Origin of the sequence: Rhodococcus sp. JS3073 (genome assembly GCF_026810085.1) — a bacterium.
Classification (GTDB): domain Bacteria; phylum Actinomycetota; class Actinomycetes; order Mycobacteriales; family Mycobacteriaceae; genus Rhodococcus_F; species Rhodococcus_F wratislaviensis.
Map to the genome: position 1 here is coordinate 4,592,716 of NZ_CP113951.1, position 24,592 is coordinate 4,617,307.

General features: G+C 64.4%; 24 protein-coding genes. 16 read left to right on the forward strand and 8 right to left on the reverse strand.

Annotation, left to right across the window (positions count from 1 at the left end; all coding sequences use genetic code 11):
* Nucleotides 1-24: 24 nt before the first annotated feature.
* On the reverse strand, nucleotides 25-822 hold the full coding sequence (locus OYT95_RS20785; protein WP_268788871.1) for a PaaX family transcriptional regulator: 798 nt from the start codon (nucleotides 820-822) through the stop codon (nucleotides 25-27).
* Nucleotides 823-1,032: 210 nt separating this feature from the next.
* On the opposite strand from OYT95_RS20785, the gene OYT95_RS20790 reads away from it, so the two are divergent.
* The 6 genes from OYT95_RS20790 (at nucleotide 1,033) to OYT95_RS20815 (ending at nucleotide 8,498) form a co-directional block, all read left to right on the forward strand.
* On the forward strand, nucleotides 1,033-2,385 hold the full coding sequence (locus OYT95_RS20790; RefSeq protein ID WP_268788872.1) for an MFS transporter: 1,353 nt from the start codon (nucleotides 1,033-1,035) through the stop codon (nucleotides 2,383-2,385).
* 21 nt (nucleotides 2,386-2,406) lie between these two features.
* Nucleotides 2,407-3,138, forward strand: a complete 732-nt coding sequence (locus OYT95_RS20795; RefSeq protein ID WP_268788873.1) for an alpha/beta fold hydrolase — start codon at nucleotides 2,407-2,409, stop codon at nucleotides 3,136-3,138.
* A gap of 35 nt (nucleotides 3,139-3,173) precedes the next feature.
* Nucleotides 3,174-4,280: an NAD(P)-dependent alcohol dehydrogenase gene (locus tag OYT95_RS20800; protein ID WP_268788874.1), complete on the forward strand. Its 1,107-nt coding sequence runs from the start codon at nucleotides 3,174-3,176 to the stop codon at nucleotides 4,278-4,280.
* A 56-nt stretch (nucleotides 4,281-4,336) separates the two neighbouring features.
* Complete coding sequence (locus OYT95_RS20805) at nucleotides 4,337-5,782, forward strand: aldehyde dehydrogenase family protein (protein ID WP_268788875.1); 1,446 nt, start codon at nucleotides 4,337-4,339, stop codon at nucleotides 5,780-5,782.
* A 13-nt stretch (nucleotides 5,783-5,795) separates the two neighbouring features.
* Complete coding sequence (locus OYT95_RS20810) at nucleotides 5,796-7,211, forward strand: MBL fold metallo-hydrolase (protein ID WP_268788876.1); 1,416 nt, start codon at nucleotides 5,796-5,798, stop codon at nucleotides 7,209-7,211.
* A 360-nt stretch (nucleotides 7,212-7,571) separates the two neighbouring features.
* Nucleotides 7,572-8,498 carry an MBL fold metallo-hydrolase gene (locus OYT95_RS20815; RefSeq protein ID WP_268788877.1) on the forward strand — a complete coding sequence of 309 codons (927 nt, stop codon included), beginning with the start codon at nucleotides 7,572-7,574 and terminating at the stop codon, nucleotides 8,496-8,498.
* 76 nt (nucleotides 8,499-8,574) lie between these two features.
* Here the strand turns inward: OYT95_RS20815 and OYT95_RS20820 are convergent, their stop codons facing one another.
* Nucleotides 8,575-9,087, reverse strand: a complete 513-nt coding sequence (locus OYT95_RS20820) for a MarR family winged helix-turn-helix transcriptional regulator (protein WP_268788878.1) — start codon at nucleotides 9,085-9,087, stop codon at nucleotides 8,575-8,577.
* A 234-nt stretch (nucleotides 9,088-9,321) separates the two neighbouring features.
* On the opposite strand from OYT95_RS20820, the gene OYT95_RS20825 reads away from it, so the two are divergent.
* From OYT95_RS20825 to OYT95_RS20835, 3 genes are read left to right on the forward strand one after another with little or no spacing between them, the layout of a single operon-like run.
* Nucleotides 9,322-10,527 (forward strand): luciferase domain-containing protein, encoded by a 1,206-nt coding sequence (locus OYT95_RS20825; protein WP_268788879.1) that lies wholly within the window; start codon nucleotides 9,322-9,324, stop codon nucleotides 10,525-10,527.
* An 8-nt stretch (nucleotides 10,528-10,535) separates the two neighbouring features.
* Nucleotides 10,536-11,153, forward strand: a complete 618-nt coding sequence (locus OYT95_RS20830) for a cysteine hydrolase (protein ID WP_268788880.1) — start codon at nucleotides 10,536-10,538, stop codon at nucleotides 11,151-11,153.
* The gene (locus OYT95_RS20835) at nucleotides 11,153-11,944 is read left to right on the forward strand and encodes a 2-keto-4-pentenoate hydratase (protein ID WP_268788881.1); all 792 of its coding nucleotides are present in this window, start codon (nucleotides 11,153-11,155) and stop codon (nucleotides 11,942-11,944) included. Before OYT95_RS20830 ends, OYT95_RS20835 begins: the two co-directional genes overlap by 1 nt.
* 532 nt (nucleotides 11,945-12,476) lie before the next feature.
* Here the strand turns inward: OYT95_RS20835 and OYT95_RS20840 are convergent.
* Nucleotides 12,477-13,415 (reverse strand): AraC family transcriptional regulator, encoded by a 939-nt coding sequence (locus tag OYT95_RS20840; RefSeq protein ID WP_268788882.1) that lies wholly within the window; start codon nucleotides 13,413-13,415, stop codon nucleotides 12,477-12,479.
* Nucleotides 13,416-13,650: 235 nt separating this feature from the next.
* Here OYT95_RS20840 and OYT95_RS20845 point away from each other — a divergent pair, with 235 nt between their 5' ends.
* The 5 genes from OYT95_RS20845 (at nucleotide 13,651) to OYT95_RS20865 (ending at nucleotide 18,192) form a co-directional block, all read left to right on the forward strand.
* Nucleotides 13,651-14,217, forward strand: a complete 567-nt coding sequence (locus OYT95_RS20845; protein WP_268788883.1) for a flavin reductase family protein — start codon at nucleotides 13,651-13,653, stop codon at nucleotides 14,215-14,217.
* A gap of 48 nt (nucleotides 14,218-14,265) precedes the next feature.
* Nucleotides 14,266-15,885: a 4-hydroxyphenylacetate 3-hydroxylase family protein gene (locus OYT95_RS20850; RefSeq protein WP_268788884.1), complete on the forward strand. Its 1,620-nt coding sequence runs from the start codon at nucleotides 14,266-14,268 to the stop codon at nucleotides 15,883-15,885.
* 54 nt (nucleotides 15,886-15,939) lie between these two features.
* The gene (locus OYT95_RS20855; protein WP_268788885.1) at nucleotides 15,940-16,356 is read left to right on the forward strand and encodes a 2Fe-2S iron-sulfur cluster-binding protein; all 417 of its coding nucleotides are present in this window, start codon (nucleotides 15,940-15,942) and stop codon (nucleotides 16,354-16,356) included.
* Nucleotides 16,357-16,368: 12 nt separating this feature from the next.
* Entirely contained in the window at nucleotides 16,369-17,283 is a 915-nt protein-coding gene (locus OYT95_RS20860) for a catechol 2,3-dioxygenase (RefSeq protein WP_268788886.1), read from the forward strand.
* A 75-nt stretch (nucleotides 17,284-17,358) separates the two neighbouring features.
* A complete protein-coding gene (locus OYT95_RS20865) occupies nucleotides 17,359-18,192 on the forward strand; it encodes an alpha/beta fold hydrolase (protein WP_268788887.1) in 834 nt (277 codons plus the stop codon).
* A gap of 195 nt (nucleotides 18,193-18,387) precedes the next feature.
* Here the strand turns inward: OYT95_RS20865 and OYT95_RS20870 are convergent, their stop codons facing one another.
* Nucleotides 18,388-18,552, reverse strand: a complete 165-nt coding sequence (locus OYT95_RS20870) for a hypothetical protein (RefSeq protein ID WP_268788888.1) — start codon at nucleotides 18,550-18,552, stop codon at nucleotides 18,388-18,390.
* A gap of 72 nt (nucleotides 18,553-18,624) precedes the next feature.
* Here OYT95_RS20870 and OYT95_RS20875 point away from each other — a divergent pair, with 72 nt between their 5' ends.
* Nucleotides 18,625-18,993, forward strand: a complete 369-nt coding sequence (locus OYT95_RS20875; protein ID WP_268788889.1) for a cysteine hydrolase family protein — start codon at nucleotides 18,625-18,627, stop codon at nucleotides 18,991-18,993.
* Nucleotides 18,994-19,062: 69 nt separating this feature from the next.
* On the opposite strand, the gene OYT95_RS20880 is transcribed toward OYT95_RS20875, so the two are convergent.
* From OYT95_RS20880 to OYT95_RS20895, 4 genes are all read right to left on the reverse strand, one after another.
* Nucleotides 19,063-20,436, reverse strand: coding sequence for an MFS transporter (locus OYT95_RS20880; protein WP_268788890.1), 1,374 nt, complete (start codon nucleotides 20,434-20,436; stop codon nucleotides 19,063-19,065).
* Between the two features lie 141 nt (nucleotides 20,437-20,577).
* On the reverse strand, nucleotides 20,578-21,681 hold the full coding sequence (locus OYT95_RS20885) for a mandelate racemase/muconate lactonizing enzyme family protein (protein WP_268788891.1): 1,104 nt from the start codon (nucleotides 21,679-21,681) through the stop codon (nucleotides 20,578-20,580).
* A 113-nt stretch (nucleotides 21,682-21,794) separates the two neighbouring features.
* On the reverse strand, nucleotides 21,795-22,676 hold the full coding sequence (locus OYT95_RS20890) for an NAD(P)-dependent oxidoreductase (RefSeq protein WP_268788892.1): 882 nt from the start codon (nucleotides 22,674-22,676) through the stop codon (nucleotides 21,795-21,797).
* 254 nt (nucleotides 22,677-22,930) lie between these two features.
* Nucleotides 22,931-23,857 (reverse strand): LysR substrate-binding domain-containing protein, encoded by a 927-nt coding sequence (locus OYT95_RS20895; protein ID WP_268788893.1) that lies wholly within the window; start codon nucleotides 23,855-23,857, stop codon nucleotides 22,931-22,933.
* A gap of 222 nt (nucleotides 23,858-24,079) precedes the next feature.
* Between OYT95_RS20895 and OYT95_RS20900 the strand changes: the two genes are divergently transcribed.
* Nucleotides 24,080-24,538, forward strand: coding sequence for a VOC family protein (locus OYT95_RS20900; RefSeq protein ID WP_268788894.1), 459 nt, complete (start codon nucleotides 24,080-24,082; stop codon nucleotides 24,536-24,538).
* The last annotated feature ends 54 nt before the right edge of the window (nucleotides 24,539-24,592 follow it).

Genomic DNA, 24,592 nt, shown 5'->3' on the forward strand with positions numbered 1-24,592 from the left:
ATTATCGAAAGGTCAAGAGGTTTGTTACATGTTTGCGGCGATCTCGGCGACGAACTCCTCGGAATCTGCGCGCAGCGTGTCGTGGCACTCGGTGAAGACCTCGTGCGCGACCCGGCCGCGCCATCCCGGAGGCAGGAGCGATTCGGGCAGGTCGGGGTCACGGAAGGGGTACTTCCGGTACTCCTGGATCAGCTGCATCCGTTCGACGAGGGCCGCCTGGCCGCCCAGGCCTCGGCGGTAGCGCGCGAGCCTGGGCTGGAACTCTTCGATGAACCCCTGGTAGTCGGCGCCGAGTTCACGCAGATCCCAGCAACGCTCCGCGATGAGCCGGTCGCTCGGCAGGCCCGCCGTCTGGCTGCGCAGGAACTGAATATGAAGCTCGTCGTCACCCGAGAGCATTTCGCGCAGCTGCTTCTCGCGATCGTGCGGCGAGAACCACGCGGAACCGCCGTACTGCCCGAATCCCCACCAGGTCAGTGCGGTTTCGATCCGTTTGCGCCGTTCCCGATCGAGGCCTGAGTCGTCGACGAGCGCCTGCGTCCAGGTGCGGTCCCACTCGTCGAAGTGTCGCTCGAAGATGCGGGTGCGGCCGTCGTCGAGCAGGTGCCAACTCTTGTCGTTGAGCAGGTACGACACCTCGCGCCCATTCTTCGCCGAGTCGAACCACCCTTCCTTGCGTAGGCGTGTCATCACCACCCGCACCGTGGCCGGCTCGACGCCGAAGACTCCCATCAGTTCGGTCAGGGCCCCGAGCTTGGCCGCCCCGCCGGTATAGCGGAAGTATTCGCCGTACAGATCGAACACGAGTGCCCGTGGTCGCATGAGTGCCATCCCTTCGCCCGTGATCGAAACCATCGACCAACAAAATGTGTCATCAGTATTGACATACTATCGAATCATGTCACATAGTGACAGTGCTCACACATCATTCTCGCGGCTCACCGCCGACCGGCACCCACCGGTCCCGCACCCACGGGTGCGAACGAACTCCCCGGCATTACCTCCAGATACCCACACTCCCGGAGGAAACAGTTGAACCCCCTGACCGCATCCACACTGGACGGCCCCGGCACCCGGCGTTCCAGTGCCTCGATCGTCGCCCTCTGCTTCGTCATCATCGTCTACGACGGATACGACTTGGTCGTCTACGGCGCCACCGTTCCGTCGCTCCTCGCCTACGAACCCTGGCAGCTCACCGCGGGCCAGATCGGTGCGGTCGGCAGCTACGCGCTCGTCGGAATGCTGCTCGGGGCGCTGTTGTCGGGTTGGCTGGCCTCGCGGGTCGGCGCCCGCGCCATCGTGCTCGGCTCGCTGATCTCCTTCTCGGTGATCATGGGCCTCACCGCGCTCGCCCCCAACCCCGAGGTGTTCGGCCTGCTGCGATTCCTCGGAGGTCTCGGTCTCGGTGGTGTCGTCCCCACCGTCATCGCACTGACCGTCGAGTACTCACCGCCGTCGCGCCGGCAGTTCAACAACGCACTCATGTACAGCGGCTACTCCGTCGGGGGCATGCTCTCCGCCCTCGCAGCGCTGGCTCTGCTCCCGGAGAACAGTTTCCGAATCATGTACGCCCTCGGTCTGTTGCCGCTGGTCACCATCGTGCCCCTGGCCTGGCGGTACCTCCCCGAATCCGCGGCGTTCCTGGCCGGCAAGGGCCGAATCATCGAAGCGCGGGCGCTCGCCGACAAGTTCGGGATCGACCTCCCCGCACCGTCGGCCACCACGTCGAACGGAAGCATGGCATCGCTGGTGACCGGGCCCCGCCGGATCCCCCTGCTCCTTCTCGTCGTCGCCTCGTTCTGCGGCCTGCTCCTGGTCTACGGGGTCAACACCTGGTTGCCGAACATCATGCGCCAGTCGGGCTACTCGCTGGGTAGCTCACTGCGTTTCCTTCTGGTGCTCAACCTCGGAGCCATCGTCGGCGCACTCGCTGCCTCGAGAGCCGCTGACCGATTCGGCAGCAAACCGGTGACCGTCACGTCCTTCCTGCTCGCCGTCGTAGCCATCCTCGCCCTGGGAACAGGACTGCCGGTGTCCGCAGCCATGGCCGTGGTCGCCGTCGCCGGGCTCGGCACCGTCGGCACCCAGATTCTCGTCAATGGCTACGTCGCCACGTATTTCGGTGAGAACGAGCGCGCCGCCGCTCTGGGCCTCTCACTCGGACTCGGCCGGGTCGGCGCCATCGTCGGGCCGATCCTCGGCGGCTGGATCGCCTCCTCCGCGCTCGGCGTCGAGTGGAACTTCTACGCGTTCGCGGCCTTCGCCGCGCTCGGCTGCCTCGCGGTCGCGCTGGTCAGCCGATCGGCTGCAAGCACACCTCACCCGTCGAGCACCGTTCCCGCTACCTCGCAGCCCACTGCCTCGGCATCGTCGGAACGACGCTGACACCCCTCGATAGGAGACACCATGTCCACAACCTTCGTGCTCGTCCACGGCGCTTGTCACGCCGGCTGGTCCTGGCGGCCCGTGGCCGGCTATCTGCGCGCTCAGGGACATCGCGTGTACATGCCGACCCTGCCCGGACTCGGCACCGAAGACACGAAAGCCGGCATACACCTCGCCGATACGATCGAATACCTGGTCGACTACGTGGAGAAGCGAGATCTCACGGACATCGTCCTCGTCGGTCACAGCTGGGGCGGCTTCCCCGTCTCCGGCGCCTCCGCACGGCTCGCGACACGCATCTCCCGGTTGGTTTACTGGAGTGCGTTCGTTCCGCACAGCGGTGAGTCGTTGATCGATCTGTGCCCGCCCGCCTACGGCGACATGTTCCGCGCCTCCGCGGCAGCCTCCACCGACAACTCGGTGACGTTCCCGTTCGAAGTGTTCTGCGCCGCCTTCATGCAGGACGCAACCCCCGAGACCCAACGCATCGTCTATCCACTGCTCGAAAGCCAACCGTTCCACACCATGAACGAGTCCCTGGACCTCGACGAGTGGGAACGACTCCAACTGCCCTCTACCTACGTGCTGTCCAAGGATGACCTCGCCCTGCCGCCCGGGGAATTCGGTTGGGCCCCTCGCTTCACCGAACGGCTTCCAGGCGCACCCGTGATCTACACCCCTGGCAGCCACGAATCCCAGCTCACCCAGCCGGAGCCGCTCGCCGCCGCCCTTGTCGAGGCCGCAGCGAGCTGACCGGATAGCCGTTTCATTCCGAGAGAAGAGAGTTCATGACCACGACCGTCACCGCCGCCGTCGCCCGCAACACCGGCGAACCACTCACCATCGAGCAGCTGCAGCTCGACGGGCTGCGTTCGAACGAGGTGCGGGTGCGGATGGTCGCCACCGGCATCTGCCACACCGACGCCATCGTGCGCGACGGCATCTACCCCACCCCTCTCCCCGCCGTCCTCGGCCACGAGGGTGCCGGCGTCGTCGAGGCGATCGGAGAGGAAATCACCACCGTCGATGTGGGTGATCACGTCGTCCTGTCCGCCGCCTACTGCGGGCACTGCAGGCAGTGCCGGTCCGGTCGAATGGCATACTGCGAGAACCTCTTCGAAGAAGACTTCGGCGGCCGCCGACACGACGGCACGACGGCACTGTCGGTGGACGGCGCGCCGATCTCCTCCCACTTCTTCGGGCAGTCCTCGTTCGCGACGCACGCCAACGTCGTCGAGACCAGCGTCGTCAAGGTCGATCCCGGAGCGCCACTCGCCACCCTCGCCCCGCTCGGCTGTGGCCTGCAGACCGGTGCCGGCGCCGTCCTCAACGACCTGCGTCCCGAGCCGGGAACCTCCCTCGTGGTGTTCGGGACCGGCGCCGTCGGCTCGGCCGCGATAATGGCAGCCCGCGTCGCCGGATGCACCACCGTGATCGCCGTCGACCTCCACGATTCCCGGCTCGAGCTCGCCCAGCAGATCGGCGCCACGCACACCGTCAACGCCGGCACCGTCGATGTCGTCGACGAACTGAAGAAGATCACGAACGGGGACGGCGTCGACTACGCCATCGACACGACCGCGGTACCGGCGGTGCTGCGCCAAGCCGCCGATTCCCTCGGAATTCGAGGAACACTGGCCCTCGTCGGCGCCGCCGCACCGGGCACCGAGGTGAACTTCGAGATCGGCGCGTCGCTGGTCAAGGGGTGGACGTTCAAGACGATCATCCAGGGCAGTTCGGTGCCCCAGGTGTTCATCCCCCGATTGGTCGAACTGTGGAAACAGGGCAGATTCCCGTTCGACAAGCTGATTCGCACCTACTCCCTCGCCGACATCAACACTGCGTTCGCCGACTCCGCGGACGGGTCGACGATCAAGCCAGTTGTCGTGTTCTGAGTACACCTCCGCACCGGCAAACCATCTTCTCTGCAACCAGCCAAGGAGCAAATTTCATGACCACCACCCACGATGTCCTGTCGATCGGCCACCTCATCGGCCACACCCTGACCGACGTCGACAGCTACGACGAGGTCCGTGACCCGGGCCGCCTCGACGACGTCGTCGCCCGTGTCGCAGTCGGCACCCCCGCCGATGTGAACCAGGCGGTGGAACTGGCGCACCGCGCGTTCGCGTCGTGGAGGAACGTCCCGCCCGCCGAGCGGGCTCAGCTGTTGCTCGGCGCCGCAGACGTGCTCGCCGGCTGCGCGGAGGATCTCGCGCCGCTGCTCGTCCGCGAGCACGGCGGTGTGCTGTGGGAAGCGCAGACCGACTTCGCCCTCGGCACCGGTGTGCTCCAGCACACCGCGAGTCTCGTCGACGGGTTCTTCACACCCGTCCAGTACGACGACGAGCAGAGCTTCATCAGCATCGAGCGTGTTCCCCGGGGCGTCGTCGCAGCGGTCGTGCCGTGGAACATGCCCGTGGTGCTGACCATGATGAAGCTGGCGCCCGCGCTCGCCACAGGTAACACCATCGTGCTCAAGCCGTCCCCGTTCGCGCCTGCCGCGCTGACCTTGGCGTTGCAACGCATCGCGCAACAACTTCCCGAGGGTGTGGTCAACGTCGTTCACGGAAACGCGGACGTCGGGCAGGCACTCACCTCCCATCCGCTGGTGCGCAAGGTCGGGTTCACCGGCGGCACCGCCACCGCCCGGCACGTCATGGCCTCGGCCGCAGGCACGATCAAGAATCTGACCCTCGAACTCGGTGGCAACGACCCGGCCGTCGTCCTCGACGATGTCGACATCGATGCCGCGCTCGACCGAATGCTCAAGGGTGTGTTCACCCGATCCGGGCAGATCTGCTTCGCGGTCAAGCGCATCTACGTGCCCCGCTCGCTGTACCGCACCTTCGCCGACGCCTTCTGCGAACGAGTCGACCAGTACGCCGTCGGACACGGGCTGGACGAAAACGCCAGCTTCGGACCGCTGAACAACAAGGCCCAGTTCGACAGCGTCACGAATCTGATCGAGGGGACGAAGAACTCCTCCGCGAACATCGTCCAGCTCGGAAAGAAGCTCGACTCGGCCGTCGACGGTTACTACGTTCTCCCGCATGTGGTTCGTGACGTCGAACACTCCGCGCCGATCAGCAGTTGTGAGCAGTTCGGCCCCGTCATCCCCCTCATCGCCTACGACGACGAAACCCAGGTCGTGGAGTGGGCGAACGATTCCGAATACGGGCTCGGCTCATCAGTCTGGACGACCGATATCGATCGCGGGCTTGCGATCGCGCGTCAGATCGAGGCCGGCAGTACGTTCATCAACTCGCACGCGTTCGAATCCCTCGACCTGCGCATGCCTTTCGGCGGTGTCAAGCAGAGCGGTATCGGACGGGAGTTCGGCGAAGCTGGCATGAGCGAGTACGTCGAGGACCACGCGATCCGCGTCGTGAAGTAGCCGGCGCAAGAGTGTGGCGGTGCGTTCGTCATCGCGCCACCGCCACACTCCGCACTCTTGCATCCGCCGCCGATTCCGTGGCCGATCCACTGTTCCGCACACGGGCGACGAATGGACCGAAGGCCGGGACCGGCACCGGCATGACAACTCGGACCACGATGCACCACTCACCGAGCACGAACGTCCGCATGGACAACAGGAAAGGCTGATTTCGTTGTGTGACATAGTTGCAGGCCTCGAATCCAGGGGAGTCTCGCGAAGGAGGATTCTCGCCAGCCTGGCGATCGGCGCTGCGGCGACCGCCACTGCGGCAGCATGCTCGTCCGATGCAGACACCGGTGGTGGCGGCGTCGCGCTCGACGCACGCCCCTACGGTCCCGAACCCTATGCCAATCAGCGCACGCGCCTCATTCTGCTCGGCACATCGGGCGGGCCACCGTACTGGCCGGGAGGAACTCGTGAAGGTATCGCATCCGCCGTTGTGGTCGACGATCGGTTCTATCTCATCGACGCCGGTCACGGGGTGATGCGTCAGCTCCGAAACGCCAAGCTGGGTAGGAACTACGACACGGATTTCGATGGTCCCCTCGATGTACTGGCGGGAGTGTTCCTTACTCATCTCCATTCCGACCACATCGTCGACCTCAATAACATTCTCAGTGAGGGAATGTACAACGGTCTCCAGTTCGTGAATAGAATCCCCATCTGGGGGCCAGGAAACCGCGGCCAGGTTCCACCGTTCTTCGGCGGTGGTACGCCCCCGGCTCCGGTCAACCCGGAAAATCCCACGCCCGGTACTCGCGAGATGGCCGACTTGTTGGTGCAAGCATTCGCCGCGGATTTCAATGACAGGCTGTTCGACAACGCCAAGCCGCGCCCGGAACAGATGTGGGAGGCGAAAGACGTCCCCGTCCCCGCGCAGTATCTGTCCGATCCGAATGGGCAGCCCTGCCCGGAGATGGATCCCTTCGTCTTCTTCGAAGATGATCACGTCAAGGTGTCCGCAACACTCGTCAACCATGCGCCGGTTTTCCCCGCCCTGGCGTACCGCTTCGACACCCCCGACGGCTCGATCGTTTTCTCGGGTGACACCGGAAAGAATCCCAACCTGGTGCCGTTGGCCAGGAACGCCGACGTCCTCGTCCATGAGGTGATCGATAAGTCCTGGCCGGAATCGCTCTTCCCGGAACCTCGGGACGCGAAGCAGGAATCGATATTCCAGCATCTGATCAACGCTCATACCCTCGTCGAGGACGTGGGGCGGGTCGCGCAGGAGGCGAGCGTGAAGACGTTGGCACTTTCCCACATCGTCCCGGGAAACGGCGCGGACGAACGGTTCGAGGCGGCCAGGGACGGTTTCGACGGAAAGCTGATCATCGGCCGGGACCTGGATGTGATCGGTGTGGGCGCGCCCCGAAGCGGGGGCTGACGACCATCGCCGGAAACCGAGTACTCCCTGATCCTGTCGGAAACCGTGTATTCGCGCTGTCCGACGCGCTTATCGATTGGAACTGATTCAATGTGCGATACCGCTCGTCCTCTCGCCGGAATCTCTCGGCGCTCGTTCGTCCAGGTGGCACTGTCTATGTCCGGTGCCGCCGTAGCATCCACCGCTCTCAGTGGATGCACGGAGGACGGTCACGTAGCCGAAGCGGGACCGGTCGGTTCCTCGAGCAGTGCAGCTGATGTTCGGACACGCCTCGTGTTGCTGGGGACAGCCGCCGGCCGGACGTGGTGGGGTGGCTCGGAGCGGAAGGGAATATCTACCGCTGTCGTGGTGGAGGACTCGGTGTACCTGGTCGACTTCGGGGAAGGATGGGCGAGGCGGTACCTACAAGCAGGACTGGGGAGACAGGAGGAATTTCACGGCCTCGAGCGGCTCGAGGCAGCCTTCGTTACCCATCTTCATTCCGACCACATCGTCGACTACCCGAATATCCTCACCTTCGGGTCATCGGACGGTTTGGCGAGCCGTCCAACGCCCCTTCAGGTCTTCGGCCCGGGTGCCCGCCCCTCGCTCGTGCCGCTCGGCATCTCGTCCGCTCCGGAGCCCCCCGTTCTGAATGCGTCGAATCCGACTCCGGGACTGCGCGATACCACCGAATACCTCTACCAGGCATTCGCGAACGATCTGAACGACAATATGCGAGACAGCCTCAAGCCCGACCCGCACTCGCTGATCGCCGTTCACGATATCGAACTTCCGGTCGGCATCACCGTCGATCCGAACATCGATGTGGCACCACGCATGTCACCGTTCCCTGTGTTCGAGGACGAACGGGTGCGAGTCACGGCCACGCTGGTCGATCACGCACCGGTGTTTCCTGCCTTTGCCTTCCGCTTCGATACCGCCGACGGATCGGTTGTAGTGTCCGGAGATACGAACGCATGTGACAATCTTGTCGAGCTTGCCAGGGGCGCGGACATACTCGTCCACGAGGTGATCGACATTGCGTGGGTGGAAGGACTCTTTCCGGACCCGCCCAGCCCGGCACAGCAAGCGAAGATCGATCACCTCGTCAACTCGCACACACCGATCGAGGATGTCGGGAAAGTGGCTGAGCGAGCGGGTGTGCGGACGCTCGTGCTCACCCATCTGGCACCAGCGCACAATCCGCCAGAGCGGTGGCTCGAAGCTGGAAGAGACTTCTCAGGCGAGATACTCGTCGGAGAAGACTTGATGGAACTCGGTGTCGGCGCCGCACGGAAGAATTGATTCCGGCGTCGCAGCTTCGGTATCGAACTCTGGTCGGACTCCACTTCCGAGTGCGCAGCCCGAATCACATCGCACTTCACCTCGCCGGCGCATCGCCCACGGTGTCCGCGGGGTTGTAGAGCCCGGTCATCCGCCCTTCTGGATCGAGTTGCGTCAACAATGCTTCACCGATGCGGCGGAGTTGGGTCAGCTGTGCGGGCGTCAACGGGTCGAGGACGTTGCGGCGCACGGTACGGACGTGTCCGGGCGCAGCGGCGACGACCTCATCCCACCCTGCCGCCGTAAGTCGCGCATTGCTCGCCCGGCCATCCTCGGGGCACGGGTTTCGCTCCACGAATCCTCTCCTCTCCAAACGCCGGATGACATGGGACAGTCGGGGCAGAGTTGCGCTGGTGCGTTGGGCCAGCGAAGTCATCCGCAGGGTGTGGTCGGTTGCCTCGGACAGCATGGCGGGTACGAAGTACTCGAAGTGAGTGACGCCTGCGTCCCGTCGCAATTGCGAGTCCAGGACGCCGGGTAGCAGTTCGACGACGGCGACCAATCGGAGCCACGTTGCCCGTTCATCCGCGTTCAGCCACCTCGTTTCCACACCAGTAGCCTACCTCCATTACTTGACACGACAACTAAATCAACTAGGCTTTACTTGAAGCATCAACCATGATGTGTGCGGCAGGAGTTTCTCGCCGTCGGCTGCAACGCCGTCACCAGGCAACAGCTGTTCCGTGTGCGAAAAATCGCCCTGTAACGACAGTTCGCCGGTATCGCCCCGGAACGACCAACTGGAAGGTGGACACCCAGTGACCGTCGACGACATCGAGCAATCATGAGCGCAGTGGCCTTCGGCCAACCCGTCACCGCCACGTACGGCTCCGCCGACCCGACCGCTCCCCTGGTGGTGCTCCTCCACGGACGCGGGTCGAACGAGCGCGAAATCCTTTCGCTGGCAACCCAGTTACCGGGAGACATCGCCTACACCGCGGTGCGCGCCCCACTTGCCGAGGGATCTGGGTTCGCCTGGTTTGCCAATCGCGGGATCGGCAGGCCCCTTGCCGCCTCTATCGCCCTGTCCATGAAGTGGTTCCGGAGCTGGCTCGACTCCGTCGCGCCGACCGGGCGTCCGGTGATTCTCGTCGGTTTCAGCGGTGGAGCAGCGTTCGCCGGCGGCCTGATCCTCGACGACCCTGCCCGCTTCACCGGCGCTGCTGTCCTGTACGGGACTCTGCCCTTCGACGCGGGCCTTTCGGTGGAGCCTGCCCGTCTCGCTCACCTTCCGGTCTTTGTCGCCCAAGGTGACCAGGACCATGTCATCCCGGCCGAGCTGCTCGAACGCACCTGGAACTACCTACTCAGCGATTCCGGTGCACCCACAGAAGCGCACCGCGACCCCGGCGGACACGGGCTGTCCGCGACCGTGGTGTCAGCTCTGGGAGAATGGATTGCGCATCGACTGCGCTTCGTGAAGCACCAGCACGTGCCTTCCGGCGGCCCGCGAGCCGCTGTCCGGTGGCCGACCGTCCCGGGCGGTCGGCTACCAGACCGTCGTGGCCCCCACCCGCGTGTGTCGTGGTCGATCCCCCAGCAGCAGAGGACCGACAATGCCCCCGTCCATCTGCAGGAACGTTTGCTCGCGCACGTCCGCGAGATGGCCGGCGTCACCGTCGGTGCCTCACACATCTCAGTGCCCGGAGCAGTCGGTTTCAGTCTCGAAGACCGAGGGCCCGACGAGCAGGCGTATCTCGTTCCGTCGGCAGGAGAGTTCGCGCATCTGCATCCGCAGTACGACGGCTCATTGCACCTCACCCTGCCTGCCGATCTGGCGGCCGACCTCGTGGCCCATGGGTGGGGGCGGATGCACCCGTGGGCGGGAACCCGGCTCTCACCCGGCTTCGTGATGGTCTATGGACCCCGCGACGAAGACGAGCTCGCAACAATCCAGGACGTCGTCGCGGCAAGCCATGCCTATGCGACCGGTTGGCTCATCGACTCGCATTCCTCCGAGAACCTCCCCTTACCGAGCCGCATCCAATAGAGAGCCTCATGACCAACCTCACGCTTGACTCGGACCGCACCGCACTCGTCCTGATCGACCTTCAAAACGACAACGTTCACCGGGACGGCGCGTACGCGTCCTTCGGCGCCGCTGCACACGCGGAGGAACAACAACTACTCACGCACGTCGGCGAGTTGCTTGACTGGGCTCGGACGAAATCTGTACCCGTAGTTCACAACCACATCGTGTCCTTTCCCGGTCGACCCTTCGGCGGCCGCAACGCCCCCATCTTCCGGATGATCGGTCCGGACTCGCTCCGCCTCGGCTCGTGGGGCGCCCAGGCGCTGGACGGACTCGAGGCTCGAGACGACGAGCCCGTACTTTTGCGTAACCGGATGAGCTGCTTCAACGGGACACCGCTCGACAGTCTGCTGCGAAACCTCGGCATCACCGATGTCGTCGTCTCGGGCGTGTGGACGAACATGGCCGTCGAGCACACCATCCGCGACGCAGCCGACCACGGTTACCGCGCAATCCTCCCTGCCGACGCCACGTCGAGCCTGAGCGCGGACTGGCAAGCTGCAGCGGTCGGCTACGCCCTGACGAACATCGCGGAGATCGTCACCACAGCCGATGTCATTGCGGAACAACGCGAAGAGACCTGATGAGCCGCGACTCTCTCTGGACTGTGGAGACGGCAGCCGATGTTCTCCTCGCGGCCGAGGCAACTCGCACTGATCGACACCCCATCACCGACGATTGGACTGCGCTCGACCTCGAGACCGCCTACCAGGTGCAGGACCGACTGATCGCCCGAAAGGTGGCACTGGGTGAGAAACGTGTCGGCGTCAAACTCGGCCTCACGTCCCGCGCGAAGCAACAGCGGATGGGCATCCGCTCGCCACTCACCGCGTGGCTCACCGATGGCATGGTTCTCGAAGCGGGGGCGCCGGTTCCGACCGACGAACTCATCCACCCCCGTGTCGAACCCGAGATCGTCTTCGTCCTCGGCGAGAGGCTGGAAGGTCCAGGTGTGACTGCGGCGTCCGCGATGGCGGCTGTACGGTCCGTGTACGCCGGTGTGGAGGTGATCGACAGCCGCTACACCGACTTCCGTTTCACCCTGCCGGACGTCGTTGCCGACAACGCATCCTCAGCGAGATTCGTCCTCGGCGGAATCGAACGTCACCCCGCCGACCTGGACCTAGCCCTCGAAACTTGTGTTCTGTCGGTAGACGGCGCCGTCATCGACACCGCTACCGGCGCTGCCGTCCAAGGCCATCCCGCGGCCGCTCTCGCCCTCGCGGCGAACTCTCTCGCCGAACGCGGCCTCGCCCTCGAAGCGGGCTGGATTGTCCTCACCGGCGGAATGACCGACGCCGTCTGCGTCGAACCCGGGCAACAGATCGTCGCCGAATTCACCAACCTCGGCGCAATCACCATCACCGGCGCCTGACTCAAACGACAATTTTGCTCGCTACGCCCGCCGAAGCTTCTGCAAGGAGATCGCGGGCAGTACCAACGATGAGACCTTCCTGCGCGCCGACGAGGCCGCGGCAGCCGACCCAAGGAGCAGAGTGCGACGGTCGACGCAGACCGGTCGGTCTAGCACCGGCCAGGACGAGGTCGTCGGCGGCGTCGCGCAGAGCTTGTCCGAGTTCCGCGATGGAGCCGATACCGGGCAGCAGCAGTGTGTGGCCAGACAGGCATGGGTGAGGTTGGGCGACCGCGATGCCGTCGACACGGCGGCATCGAGCGCGACCACCATCCGGTTGACGTCGTCGGGGGGTGATGCGGTGGTGGACCGGGTGCATGCCCCTGCGGAAGTTGGCTTCTGGATGACAGTTGCGTGGTCATCAGGTTGCTCACGATACGACCGCCGGGACGGCGAACACTCTGGCCCGGCTGTCTCGCCCGTACACCTGCGCATGACACCGAGCGTGAGATGCGCTCTGTCGTAATCGAAGCCAGCAGCAGCTGTATGTGACTCAGCTCGTGAGTGTCTTCGAGGGAGATACACCGTACTTACGGCGGTACTCGGCCGCGAATCTTCCAGAATGGGTGATACCCCAACGGAAGATGATGTCCAAAACCGTTGTGGGTGGTGCCGCAGCCCTGAGGTCCGCGTGCGCGCATTCGAGCCGGACCTCGTGCAGATAGGCGAAGGGCGTCATCCCGACGTACTCGCGGAATGCCTGTTGCAGCCTTCGCACGCTGACTCCCGCTATCTCGGCCATGTCTCCCGGTGTCCATGCGCGTGCAGGATCATCGTGAATCGCTGTGAGAACACGCTTTACGACGCGGGGACGGTCGGTGAACCGCCCGGGTTCCTCGTCGGGTACCGCGGCGAGGACGAACCCTGTGGTGACGGCCCCGGCCAATTGGGCGAGCATCAAGTCGTTTCGCAGCAGGTTGTCGCTGGAGTCGATCTGGTCGTAGGTCGAACGCAGGAATTTCAACCAGCTCTGTGCGGTGTCACTGCGGAGATCGAGTTGCAGGGGTAGCTGTCGTCCGGGCCGGCCCAGAATGCGGTCCATCTCGCGGCGCAGGTAGTCCTCGTCGATCTTGAATCCGATCAGGCGGCATTCCGCGTTCCAGTGCGGGATCACCGTGCGGACGTTCGGTGGGCACGCGGTGGCCTGCCCGACCGCGGAGATCACTTCGGTGCGCTCGATCACCGACTTCATTTCTCCGCTGACCGGGATGTTGATGCCATAGGCGCCGGGGTGTTCCGAGACCACGGTGACCTCACCGCCGAGCGCCATGTGCGTGATGCGACATGATCCGAGATCGACACTTCCCAGTGACGCATGCGGTTTGGCCCCGGCGGCCAGCGGCCTCATCACGTGCGGGAAGTACGCATCAGCGACCGCTTCGTGGACGTGGTGCCAATCCTCGAAGTGGGGGGTCTCGCCTGGGTTCTCCACGAGAGTCGCACCAACCTCTCCAGCGCGTCCTTCGATGATGCCGCGCCTGACAATGTCGCTTCTAGTGAGTTATATCACCAGAAACTACTGATCAGATCCGCGATTTTCTCGTTGCGTTGAGTGGATAGCCCCTTCGCTGAGTGGATCGCCAGCCCTGTGACCCCAGTCATACCTTGAGTCCGTACCCCGAAGTCAAGTCGACTCGGCAAAGCGGAACGAAAGCAGGTGGCCACGCATGGACGCACGCACCCTACGTGACATTTTCGGGCAGTTCGCCAGCGGTGTCACCGTCATTACCTGCAGAAACGCCGACGGTGAACCCCACGGCGCGACGGTGACCGCGTTCACCTCGGTATCGCTCGAACCCGCGCTGTGCCAGGTGACGCTCACCCGCAAATCGAAGGCGTGCGGTTTCCTCAGTGACGCGCCGTTCGCGGTGAATATCCTCGGCGCCGATCAGGTGCACACCGCGATGCACTTCGCCGGACGCCCGCAAGTACCCGGCCCGGTGTGGGCTGACGGGCCGACCGCCCCCTTGCTCTGCGGGGCGGCCACCACCTTGTCCTGCACACCGTGGGCCCAGTACGACGGCGGTGACCACATCATCTTCATCGGTGAGATCGTCGACGTGACCACCAGCAATGACGACCCACTGTTGTTCTACCGCAGCAAATTCCACAATCTCGGTGACCCCTCGTCGGGCTCCGCGTGGAACGGGTCGATGGACGACCCGCACAGCGGCTGGTTCGACGCGACCACCTCCTTCACCCCACTTCACCTCATGGCGGGGCAACCGGCGTAATCCGCACAACTCTCTGCCTCACAGCTCGGACATATCGAAGGGAACACCATGACCTCCACTGCCCCGGTCACCGACGTGGCCTCCACCGACCCGACGCAGGTCAATCCAGCCGCGGACGCACCCGTCAACCAACCCCAGATCTATGCCACGAAGCCGATGACCGGCAACGAGTACATCGAGTCGATCACCGACGACCGCGAGATCTGGTTGCACGGTGAGCGGGTCAAGGACCACACCAATCACCCGGCATTTCGCAACTCGGTTCGCATGATCGCCCGGTTGTACGACAACCTGCACACCGGTGAGCACGTCGACACCCTCACCTGTCCGACCGACACCGGCAACGGTGGGGTGACGATGCCCTTCTTCCGTACCGCCACGTCCACCGAAGATGTGCTCGCCGACCGCGACGCGATCGCCACCTGGGCGCGGATGACCTACGGCTGGATGGGCCGCTCCCCCGATTACAAGGCCTCGTTCCTTGGGACGCTGCACGCCAACAAGGAGCTGTACTCCCCGTTCCAGGACAACGCCGAACGCTGGTACCGCGAATCCCAGGAGAAGGTCCTGTACTGGAACCACGCCATCGTCAACCCCCCGGTCGACCGGCAACTCCCGCCGGATGAGGTGGGCGATGTGTTCATGAAGGTGGAGAAGGAGACCGACTCGGGCCTGATCGTGTCGGGCGCGAAGGTCGTCGCGACCGGGTCGGCGATCACCAATTACAACTTCATCGCCCACTACGGGCTGCCGATCAAGAAGAAGGAATTCTCGCTGATCTGCACGGTGCCCATGGGCGCATCCGGGGTGAAGCTGATCTCCCGGGCCTCCTACGCGCAGAACGCCGCGATCACCGGTACCCCGTTCGATTACCCGCTGTCGAGCCGGTTCGACGAGAACGATGCCATCCTCGTCTTCGACAAGGTACTGGTGCCCTGGGAGAACGTCTTCATGTACGGGGCCGTCGACAAGATCAACACCTTCTTCCCGCAGTCTGGCTTCCTCCCGCGCGCGATGCTGCAGGGCTGCACCCGGCTCGCGGTCAAGCTCGACTTCATCGCCGGGCTGCTGATGAAGGCCCTCGACTGCACCGGCGCCGGCGGCTTCCGCGGCGTGCAGACCCGGGTCGGCGAGGTCATCGGTTGGCGGAACCTGTTCTGGTCGCTGACCGAATCGATGGCGCGCGATCCCGAGCAGTGGATCGGCGACACCGTGATTCCCAAGCTCGAATACGGCCTGACCTACCGGATGTTCATGATGCAGGGCTATCCCCGGATCAAGGAGATCATCGAACAGGACGTCGCCTCCGGGCTGATCTACCTCCCGTCCTCGGCGGCCGACTTCAAGTCGACGGAAATCCGCCCCTACCTCGACAAGTACGTGCGCGGCTCGGACGGAATCCCGGCGGTAGACCGCGTGAAGGTCATGAAGGCACTGTGGGATTCGATCGGCAGCGAGTTCGGCGGGCGCCACGAACTGTACGAGCGCAACTACTCCGGAAACCACGAGAACGTCAAGGCGGAGTTGCTGTTCGGCGCGCAGGCCACCGGCGTGGTGTCCGGCATGAAGGGACTAGCAGAGCAGTTCATGAGCGAGTACGACCTCGACGGCTGGACCGTCCCGGACCTCATCGGCAACGACGACGTGTCCTACTTCGGCCGCCGTTAACCGCCGGGAGGATCTCCTGTCGCCCTCGCCACCCCATCGCCTCGAGGAGGAGAAGTGGAGGACCCCGTCGACTGCGGGACCGGTGCGCCGCACCCCGAGAGCGAGTACGTGGTGACCATCCTTCCGGGTCGGATTCGCATCACGGTTCGCACGAACGAGACGATCGTCGACGCACTACGCCGTCAGGGTTACCGGACCCGCTACAAATGCCGGCGCGGTGGGTGCGGCGCCTGCCGGGCCACGCTGATCGACGGGCAGATCACCTATGTCGCCCACGTCAGCGCCCCCGTGATCGAGGGCAGCGACGAGACCCTCAGTACCGGTAAATGTCTGCCGTGCCGAGCCGCACCAACCTGTGACTCCACCATCGAACTCGGCCCACGAGACCACGTCGTCGACGTCTTCCCCATTGCGAGAACGCCGCGACCGGCACCCCCGAGCGCACCCCCGTCCACCCCCGCCAACACCTAGGAGACATACCCCATGTCCGTTCTGCGTCTGGGCTACGTGCACATCAACGTGACCGACCTCGAAGAATCGAAGAACCACTACATCAACACGCTCGGCATGGACGCCGTCCACGAAGACGACGGCACCGTGTACCTCAAATCCTGGGACGAAGCAGACCACCACTCGGTCGTTCTCACCGAAGGCGGCGTCGGACTGGTCAAGCTCGGCTACAAAGTAGCCGACGACGCCTCGCTCGCCGAGATCGAGAACCGCGTCCGAGCATTCGGCGCATCCTTCCAACGAATGAGCAAGGGCGACAACCAGTCCGTCGGGGACGGACTACGGATCACGCTCCCGTCGGAGCACACGCTGGAACTCTACAGCGACATCGAGTACGTCGGCACCGCCACGGGGCTGTGGAATCCGGACCCGTGGCCGCGCGCCGGAACCCGCGGTATCGGAGTACCGCGCCTCGATCACACCCTGATCACCACCGAAGATCCCACCCTCCTGGAGCGGTTCTTCTCCGAGGTCCTCGACTTCCAACCGGCCGAACGACTCGTCGGCGGAGAAGACAACACCGAACTGGTCGCCTCCTGGATGTTCTGCGGTGAACAGCCTCACGACATCGCGTTCGTCCAGGGCGAGAACGGCAAACTCCACCACTTCGCCTACCACATCGCGGACTGGTCGGCCCTCCTGCACGCCGGAGATGTGTTCTCGATGCACGACGTGCCCATCGATTTCGGTCCTGCTCGTCACGGCATCACACGCGGCGAAACCATCTACTTCTTCGACCCCGCGGGCAACCGCAACGAAGTCTTCTCCGGCGGATACCGCACCGGAAAGGATTTCCGAACCATCACCTGGACAATGGATCAGGCTGCCAGGGGCATCAACTTCACGCACCGTGAACTCGACCAGGACTTCCTCACGGTTGTCACCTGACCACTGCGGTGCCACGTCGTTTGTGCGTGGTCCCGGCGCCCCCGACCACAACGTTGCACGGAAGAAGAAAAGCATATGACCACATCGATTCAGCACAGCCCCGAGATCGCGAAGACAATCGACGTGAACGGGATCGCCACGAACTATCACGACGAGGGCGAGGGTGCCCCGGTCGTCCTCATCCACGGATCCGGCCCCGGTGTCACCGCCTGGGCGAACTGGCGAACGACGATTCCCGTTCTCGCACAGAATTTCCGAGTTCTGGCCCCGGACATTCTCGGGTTCGGATACACCGAACGCCCGGACGGCGTGGCTTACAACTCCACCACGTGGACCGAGCACCTCGTCGGCTTCCTGGACGCTCTCGGACTCGACAAGGTCTCGATAGTCGGTAACAGTTTCGGCGGCTCGCTCGCTCTGCGCATCGCAACCGAACACCCCGATCGCGTCGACAAGCTGGTGCTGATGGGAAGTGTCGGGGTGCCCTTCGACATCACCGCCGGCCTCGACGCGGTGTGGGGCTTCGAACCCTCGCTGCCCGCGATGCGGTCACTGCTCGACATCTTCGCGTACGACCGGTCGTTGGTCAACGACGAACTCGCCGAACTCAGACTCGCTGCCGCCACGCGGCCCGGCGTGCAGGAAGCGTTCAGCGCGATGTTCCCGGCCCCACGCCAAAACGGTGTCGACGAGATGGCTGTCGACGAAGATCGAATCGCCGCACTCGCACACGAGACCTTGATCGTGCACGGCCGCGACGACCAGGTGATCCCACTCTCGAACTCCCTTCGACTGCTCGAACTGATCGAGAGTTCGCAACTGCACGTGTTCGGTCGCTGCGGGCACTGGGTCCAGATCGAGCACTCGGCTCGGTTCAGCCGCTTGGTGGCAGACTTCCTCTCGGAATAATCAGCCACCAGCGCCACTCTGCGTCAAACATGCTCGGCGCTCGGAGCCGCATCATCGTTCCGGGCAGCGCTTTTGGCGGCCATCCTTCCTCTGAGTCGGAGTTCTGACACGGAATCACACGCGTGTCCCGCGGGTCATGGGCGTCATCGCGCTGTCTCCGCCTCGGATGCAGTGTCACCGACGTTGGTTCTTGGTTTACCACTGCCGCTGCGGTGGGTCGCAGTGCGAGTTGTCGCCGGTCTGCGACGCCCGTCTGGGAGCAGTCTCGGGCATGCACCACAGGACGGGAAGCGCTGCCAGCGCGACGGCGGTCACGATGACGCCGGGGACGCTCGCCGAACCGCTGGCGTGGACCAGCATTTGGGATACGTATGGGGTGAGGCCACGTTTCCTGGTCGTCCCTTCGGCGGGCACAACGCTCCGATCTTCCGGATGATCGGACCGGACTCACTTCGCCTCGGCTCGTGGGGCGCACAGTCACTCGACGGCCTTCAGGCCCGGGAGGACGAGCCGGTGTTGCACCGAAACCGGATGAGCTGCTTCAACGGAACACCACTCGACGGTCTGCTGCGGAACCTGGAGGTCACTGACGTCATCGTTGCGGGAGTGTGGACGAACATGGTCGTCGAGCACACCGTCCGCGACGCCGCGGACCACGGGTACCGTGTAGTCCTCGCCGCTGACGCCACCTCGAGCCTCAGCGCAGATTGGCAAACGGCGGCGGTCAGTTACGCCCTGACGAACATCGCGGATATCGTCACCACGTCCGATATCACCGCGACAGGACGCGAACCACGGTGACTACATGATCCGTGGGGATCCCGGACAGGGCTCGGTGGCCGAGGGATTGCTCGGCCACCCGGCGATCCTTCAACTGTTCGTGGTCAGGGGTGCCGAGTCTGTAACCCGGATCGGCTCCGAGTGCAGCAGGCCTCCGGTGACCTTGTCGGTCCATCGGCTCATGGTGAAGGCAAGGATGGCGGCGGCAATGAAGAAGCCCGCCATGATGAGCAGACCGGTCGTCGTCGAGCCGGTGTTGTCCTTCAGCAGCCCGAAGAGGTAGGGACCGGCCAGGCCGCTGAGGCTGGCGAGACCGTTGATCATGGCCAGTGCCACCGCCGCGAGCCCACCAGTGAACAGTTGGGCCGGCATCGAATTGAACGTCGGAAGTGAACCGAAGAAACCAGCCGCTGCCAGGCTGATGCCCACCAATGCAAGGTAGGGATTGCCGCTCAGTGCGGCGATGGCCAGCCCCACGGCACCTGCAATTTGCAGCAGCGTCATGTGCCAGGTCCGTTCACCGGTGCGCGAGACGTTCTTCGAGACGAAAACCATGACGATCGCGGCGAACAGCCACGGAATGGCCGAGACGAATCCGGCACCGGCAGCACCGAGGTGAAACTGGTCCCGAACGATCGTGGGCAGGAAGTACGCAATCGTCCAATATCCGATCGTCATACAGAAATACAGCACACAGAACAGCCACGCTGCCGGTCGCCGCAAGACCGCCCACAACTGCCCCAATTCGTGACCGGCATGGTCGGGTCGCTGAGCACTGGCCTTGGCGAGGTATGCCTTCTCGGACACGTCGAGCCACGCGGCAGTCGCCGGCCCGTTGGGAAGGCGGAAGACAATGTAGATGCCGAGCAGGATCGCCGGGATGCCTTCGAGCAGGAACGCCCACCGCCACCCCGCGAGGCCCAGCAATCCGTCCAGGGACAACAACGCCGAGGTCAAGACGGACCCGACAGCGAGGGCGATGGGAACGGCAAGGTTCAGCATGGAGTATGTCTTGGGAAGCATGCGCGGTGTGCACCAGAAGGCCAGGAACAGGAGTGCGCCGGGCGAGAATCCGGCTTCGGCGATACCGAGCATGATGCGCACGATGTACAGCGATGTCTCGTTCTGGACCAGGCCCATGAACATGGTGGCGATACCCCAGGTGACCATGATGCGGGCGAGCCAGATCCGCGCACCATACTTGGACAGGGCCATGTTCGAGGGAATCTCGAAGAAGCAGTAGCCGATGTAGAACAGCCCGGCCGCAAGACCGAACGTTGCCGCGGTGAGCCCGAGGTCCTTGGACATCGGCCCGGCCAGGACGCCGATGTTCGCTCGATCGATGTATGAAATGAACATTCCGAGCATGATTATCGGGATGACGCGCAACAGCGTCTTCTTGTAGATGCGTACTTCGATGTCCATATCGACGTCGAGGTCGGCTGGGGGTACGGAATGGGTCATGGGATCGGCTTCCTCGAGGTCACGACGGCGTGGCGGAGGGGCCGGGTCGTCGTCGCGATGACTGCATATTTTTGAGGGATGCGGGCGGCTGATGCGGATGCGTCCAGCCGCGTTCCCCGTCGGGGACGAGAACAGTGTGTTTCAGTTATCGGTGCGGTAGTGGTCGAGCTTGGCCGGGTCGATCTCGATGCCGAGCCCGGGGCCCGGCCGCACGCTCATCTTTCCGTCGCGGATGCACAGGTCCTCGGTGAGCAGGTCGTCGCTCATGTCCAGGAAGTTCGACAGCTCGGCCGCGTGCCGGGCGGTCGTGCGTTGGGAGGCGCCGAACACCAGCGAGCAGGCGGTTCCGATCTGGCCGTCGATCTGGTTGCCGATGACGACCTCCACCCCGAGACCTTCGGCGAGGTGTGCGACGCGCAGCGAGTCGGAGAACCCGGTGCGCGCGGTCTTGATGCTCACAGCCGTTGCTGCGCCGGCGAGTATCTCCCGGGTGACATCAGCTGGGGTGGGGACGCTTTCGTCGGCCACGAAGGGAATCGGGGATTGTCGTACCAGCCAGCGGCGGCCGAGGACGTCGTCGGCGGGGCACAGTTCCTCGACCCGGGACAGACCGAGGTCTTCGAGCTGGCGGAGTACGGCCGCCGATTCGGAGGCGGTCCATCCGCGGTTGCCGTCGAGGTAGAGTTCGGCACCGTCACCGACGGCGTCGCGGATCGCCCGGCACACGGCGATGTCGAGGTCGATCGGGCGCCGTCCCACCTTGATCTTGAACGAGGTGATCCCGTATTCGTCGGTGATGCGGAGGGCTTCGTCGGCCATGACGGCGGGGTCGGCGAATCCGAGCATGTGGCTGACGTTCAGGTAGTCGGTGTAGCCACCGAGCAGCTCGTGCAGCGGCCGGTCGACGGTCTTGCCCCAGGCGTCCCACATCGCCATGTCGATGGCTGCCTTCGCGGTAGGGTTGCCGACCGTGCGGGCCAGTTTCTCCCGCACCTGTTCGCGTGCCAGCAGCGACATGCCGGTGACGGCGGGGGCGAACACGGTCTCGATCACCGCGACGATGGAGGCCTGGGTTTCGCCGTAGGTGTACGGGCGCGGGGGTGCCTCCGCGATACCGGTGACGCCGTCCTCGGTGACGACCTCGACCAGGACATGGTCGGCGACATCGATATGGCCGCTGGCGAAGTGCAGTGGTTTGCGATACGGGATGGCGAACGGGATCGCCCGGATGTGCGTGATTTTCATGGTGTTTCCCCTATTTCGGGCATCGGGACACCGGTCCCGTCGTCGCGACGGGACCAGCGATCGATTGGGTCTGGTGCGGGTCTCGGTGCCCGACGGGTCTGCGGTGGTGCGGGTCAGGTGAGGTAGGTCCGGATGATCTGGCTGTCGTCGGACTCGAGCAGGCCGAGTTCGGCGGCGCGCTGGTACTGCTGCTTGGCGGCCTTCAGCAGCGGGACGTGGGCGCGGTGTTCATCGGCTTCCGCTTCGACAAGTCCGTTGTCTTTCGCCAGGATCGCCAGCCTGGTCAGCACATCGGGGACGGTGCCGAGGTCGGCCATCCGGTGCCCGCGCTCGTCGAAGAACCAGGACGCACCGGAGCCGCCGCTGATGATGTCGACGGTCTTGACCGGATCGAGACCGAGATGGGTGGACAGGGCGATCGCTTCCGCGGCCGCCGCGAGATGCACCGAGCTGCACAACTGGTTGACCAGCTTTGTGGCCTGACCGTCCCCCGGACGTTCGCTGACCAGTGCCACCTCACCGAGCACGCCGAACAGATCGCGCAACGCCTCGACCGGGGCGGGTTCGCCGGCGGTCAGGAAGCGCAGCATTCCCGCCTCGGCCCCCGGGACGCCGCCCGTGACCGGTGCGTCGATGACAGCGGCGCCCGCGTCCGTGAGCATCTGCGCCGCCTCCTGCGCCGCGCGCGGGCCGACGGTCGAGCAGATCACCCAGATCTGGTGATCGACCTGCCTGTTCGCGGTTCCGGCCTTGACAGTATCGAGGAGTTGCTGCCCGGTGGCGACCATCACCAGCACCACGTCGCTGATCGGGGTCGCGGCGATGTCGTCGAAGGACCGCATGCCGTCGTTCTCCGCGCGGTCACGAGAGGCGGGATTCGGATCGACCGCGGCGACCGAGTAGCCGCGGTCGACCAGGCGGTGCGCCATCGGCATGCCGATGGCACCGATTCCGACGAACGTGACTGTGGGGAGGTTCTTTTCCGCTGTGTTCATGGTGTTGTCCGTTGCTCTCGTCACTGGGTGGATAACGCCCGGGGTCGATGCTCGTCCGCAGTGCGGCAACTCCGGGAGTTCCCGGTTCGGCAGGTCTGCGACCGTTGAGGGGGCTCACCGAGTGGGAGTACCTCGTTGTGCGGTCTGCCCACCAGGGACTCGTCATGAGCTAGCTCCCTCGAACGCGTGATGCTCGCCACAGGCTTCGAGAGAAAGTTATCTTCCCAGATCTATCCTTGTCCAAGACTCATTTCTCATTTGTTGATATCGAGACCGTATGAATCAAGGTTGGGGGTTGGCAGGGCGGTTTCACTGACTGCAAGCACGCGCTGCAGTGCGGGTGAGGTGTTGTCGGTGCGCCAGGCGAGGGCTGGGAAGAGGTGACTGGGCTCGGTTCCCTCGATCGGCTTGTAGATGATCCCGACGCTCTGCGCCTGGCAGACCGAGCTCAGCGTGATGGTCACCCCGGCGCCCGCCGCAACCAAAGCGAGCACCGTGCTCGAATCCGGCGCCACCTGGGTGATTTTCGGCCGGAACCCCGACGACATGCACATCGAGTACATGGTCAACCGGAGCATCGATCCGCTGTCCTCGGGGAGGCTGACGAAGTCCTCGTCGATCAGGTCCTCGAGGCGCACGCTGTCGCGATCGGCGAGCCGGTGCCCAGCCGGCAACGCGCAGAGCACCTCCTCCACCTCGACGACCCGATAGCTGAGTTCGGGACGCGCCACCGGTATCCGGACGAACGCGAGATCCAGATCGCCCGCTACGAGCAGGTCGAACGCCCGGTAGACGTACGTCTGGGACTGCAGGACCAGATCGATCCCGGGATGCTCTGCCCGGACCGCACGGGTGAGCAGGGGCAGCACTCGCTGACTCGACGCACCGGCGAAGCCGATCCGGACCTGACCTTCCTCGCCTGACGCGATCGCGGTCGCCAGCTCCCGCACCGACGCCGCCTGGTTCACCGCCCGCCGTGCGGGTCCGAGCAGCCGCTCCCCCGCGTCGGTCAACCGCACGTTGCGCGTCGTCCGCTGGAACAACTTGAGCCGGAACTCGTTTTCGAGCTGGGTGATGCGATTACTCAGCGGCGGCTGCGCCATGTGCAGACGGGCCGCGGCCCGACCGAAATGCCGCTCTTCGGCCACCGCGATGAATGCTTCGAGGTCACGCAGGTCCATGAAATGCCACACTAATACTCTGACGATATTAGTTGCCACAGGATTCGTATTGGATTTGCCGGTTCAGGTGGGTAATCATGTGAGTAGCGCCACCTGGCGCGGTACTCGCCACCACCGGTCACTCCCGTGAGAGCACATCCGAGCGTTCCGGCGAGGCACACCCAGCACAGGGGCCAATACTCACGGAGCCGTCGCGCACCGTGCACGAAGGAAGGAAACACGATGTATCTGCGCCTGCACCACGTGAACGTGACCTCGGACGATATGGGGGAGTTGGGCAAGTTCTACTCCGACGCCCTCGGACTCAGCGAGATCGCCAGCCCCCCGATGATTGCGACGTCTCGGTCGGCGGACAGCGGCGATTCGGGTGACGAGGAGTGGGCGACGCGCGCGCGCTTCTACGATGCCGGCGACAAGGACGAGCTTCAGCTGCATGCCACACGCCGCCAGCCGTATCTCGCTCTGACAGAGGGCCATACGGTGAATCCCCTCATCGGCGGACATGTCGCCTTCCGCACCGACGATATCCAAGCCGTGATGGAGCGTCTGCGCAACAACAACATTCCGTTCGACGATTGGGGCATCTGGTCAGTCGAGGGCTGGTACCAGATCTTCCTGACCGACCCGGCGGGAAACATGATCGAGATCCATCAGGTCATGGAGCCCGACGACGAGTCATGAGCCACCGTCCGACCGGCACGTGCTCGCTTCCGGACTAGGAGACCGCAGGATCTG

What these genes read in the sequence shown, in the direction of transcription:
- OYT95_RS20785 (WP_268788871.1), bottom strand. Translation starts at nt 822, where the DNA reads ATGCGACCACGGGCACTCGTGTTCGATCTGTACGGCGAATACTTCCGC.
- OYT95_RS20795 (WP_268788873.1), top strand. Translation starts at nt 2,407, where the DNA reads ATGTCCACAACCTTCGTGCTCGTCCACGGCGCTTGTCACGCCGGCTGG.
- OYT95_RS20800 (WP_268788874.1), top strand. Translation starts at nt 3,174, where the DNA reads ATGACCACGACCGTCACCGCCGCCGTCGCCCGCAACACCGGCGAACCA.
- OYT95_RS20805 (WP_268788875.1), top strand. Translation starts at nt 4,337, where the DNA reads ATGACCACCACCCACGATGTCCTGTCGATCGGCCACCTCATCGGCCAC.
- OYT95_RS20825 (WP_268788879.1), top strand. Translation starts at nt 9,322, where the DNA reads ATGAGCGCAGTGGCCTTCGGCCAACCCGTCACCGCCACGTACGGCTCC.
- OYT95_RS20830 (WP_268788880.1), top strand. Translation starts at nt 10,536, where the DNA reads ATGACCAACCTCACGCTTGACTCGGACCGCACCGCACTCGTCCTGATC.
- OYT95_RS20835 (WP_268788881.1), top strand. Translation starts at nt 11,153, where the DNA reads ATGAGCCGCGACTCTCTCTGGACTGTGGAGACGGCAGCCGATGTTCTC.
- OYT95_RS20845 (WP_268788883.1), top strand. Translation starts at nt 13,651, where the DNA reads ATGGACGCACGCACCCTACGTGACATTTTCGGGCAGTTCGCCAGCGGT.
- OYT95_RS20850 (WP_268788884.1), top strand. Translation starts at nt 14,266, where the DNA reads ATGACCTCCACTGCCCCGGTCACCGACGTGGCCTCCACCGACCCGACG.
- OYT95_RS20860 (WP_268788886.1), top strand. Translation starts at nt 16,369, where the DNA reads ATGTCCGTTCTGCGTCTGGGCTACGTGCACATCAACGTGACCGACCTC.
- OYT95_RS20865 (WP_268788887.1), top strand. Translation starts at nt 17,359, where the DNA reads ATGACCACATCGATTCAGCACAGCCCCGAGATCGCGAAGACAATCGAC.
- OYT95_RS20870 (WP_268788888.1), bottom strand. Translation starts at nt 18,552, where the DNA reads ATGCTGGTCCACGCCAGCGGTTCGGCGAGCGTCCCCGGCGTCATCGTG.
- OYT95_RS20875 (WP_268788889.1), top strand. Translation starts at nt 18,625, where the DNA reads ATGATCGGACCGGACTCACTTCGCCTCGGCTCGTGGGGCGCACAGTCA.
- OYT95_RS20880 (WP_268788890.1), bottom strand. Translation starts at nt 20,436, where the DNA reads ATGACCCATTCCGTACCCCCAGCCGACCTCGACGTCGATATGGACATC.
- OYT95_RS20885 (WP_268788891.1), bottom strand. Translation starts at nt 21,681, where the DNA reads ATGAAAATCACGCACATCCGGGCGATCCCGTTCGCCATCCCGTATCGC.
- OYT95_RS20890 (WP_268788892.1), bottom strand. Translation starts at nt 22,676, where the DNA reads ATGAACACAGCGGAAAAGAACCTCCCCACAGTCACGTTCGTCGGAATC.
- OYT95_RS20895 (WP_268788893.1), bottom strand. Translation starts at nt 23,857, where the DNA reads ATGGACCTGCGTGACCTCGAAGCATTCATCGCGGTGGCCGAAGAGCGG.
- OYT95_RS20900 (WP_268788894.1), top strand. Translation starts at nt 24,080, where the DNA reads ATGTATCTGCGCCTGCACCACGTGAACGTGACCTCGGACGATATGGGG.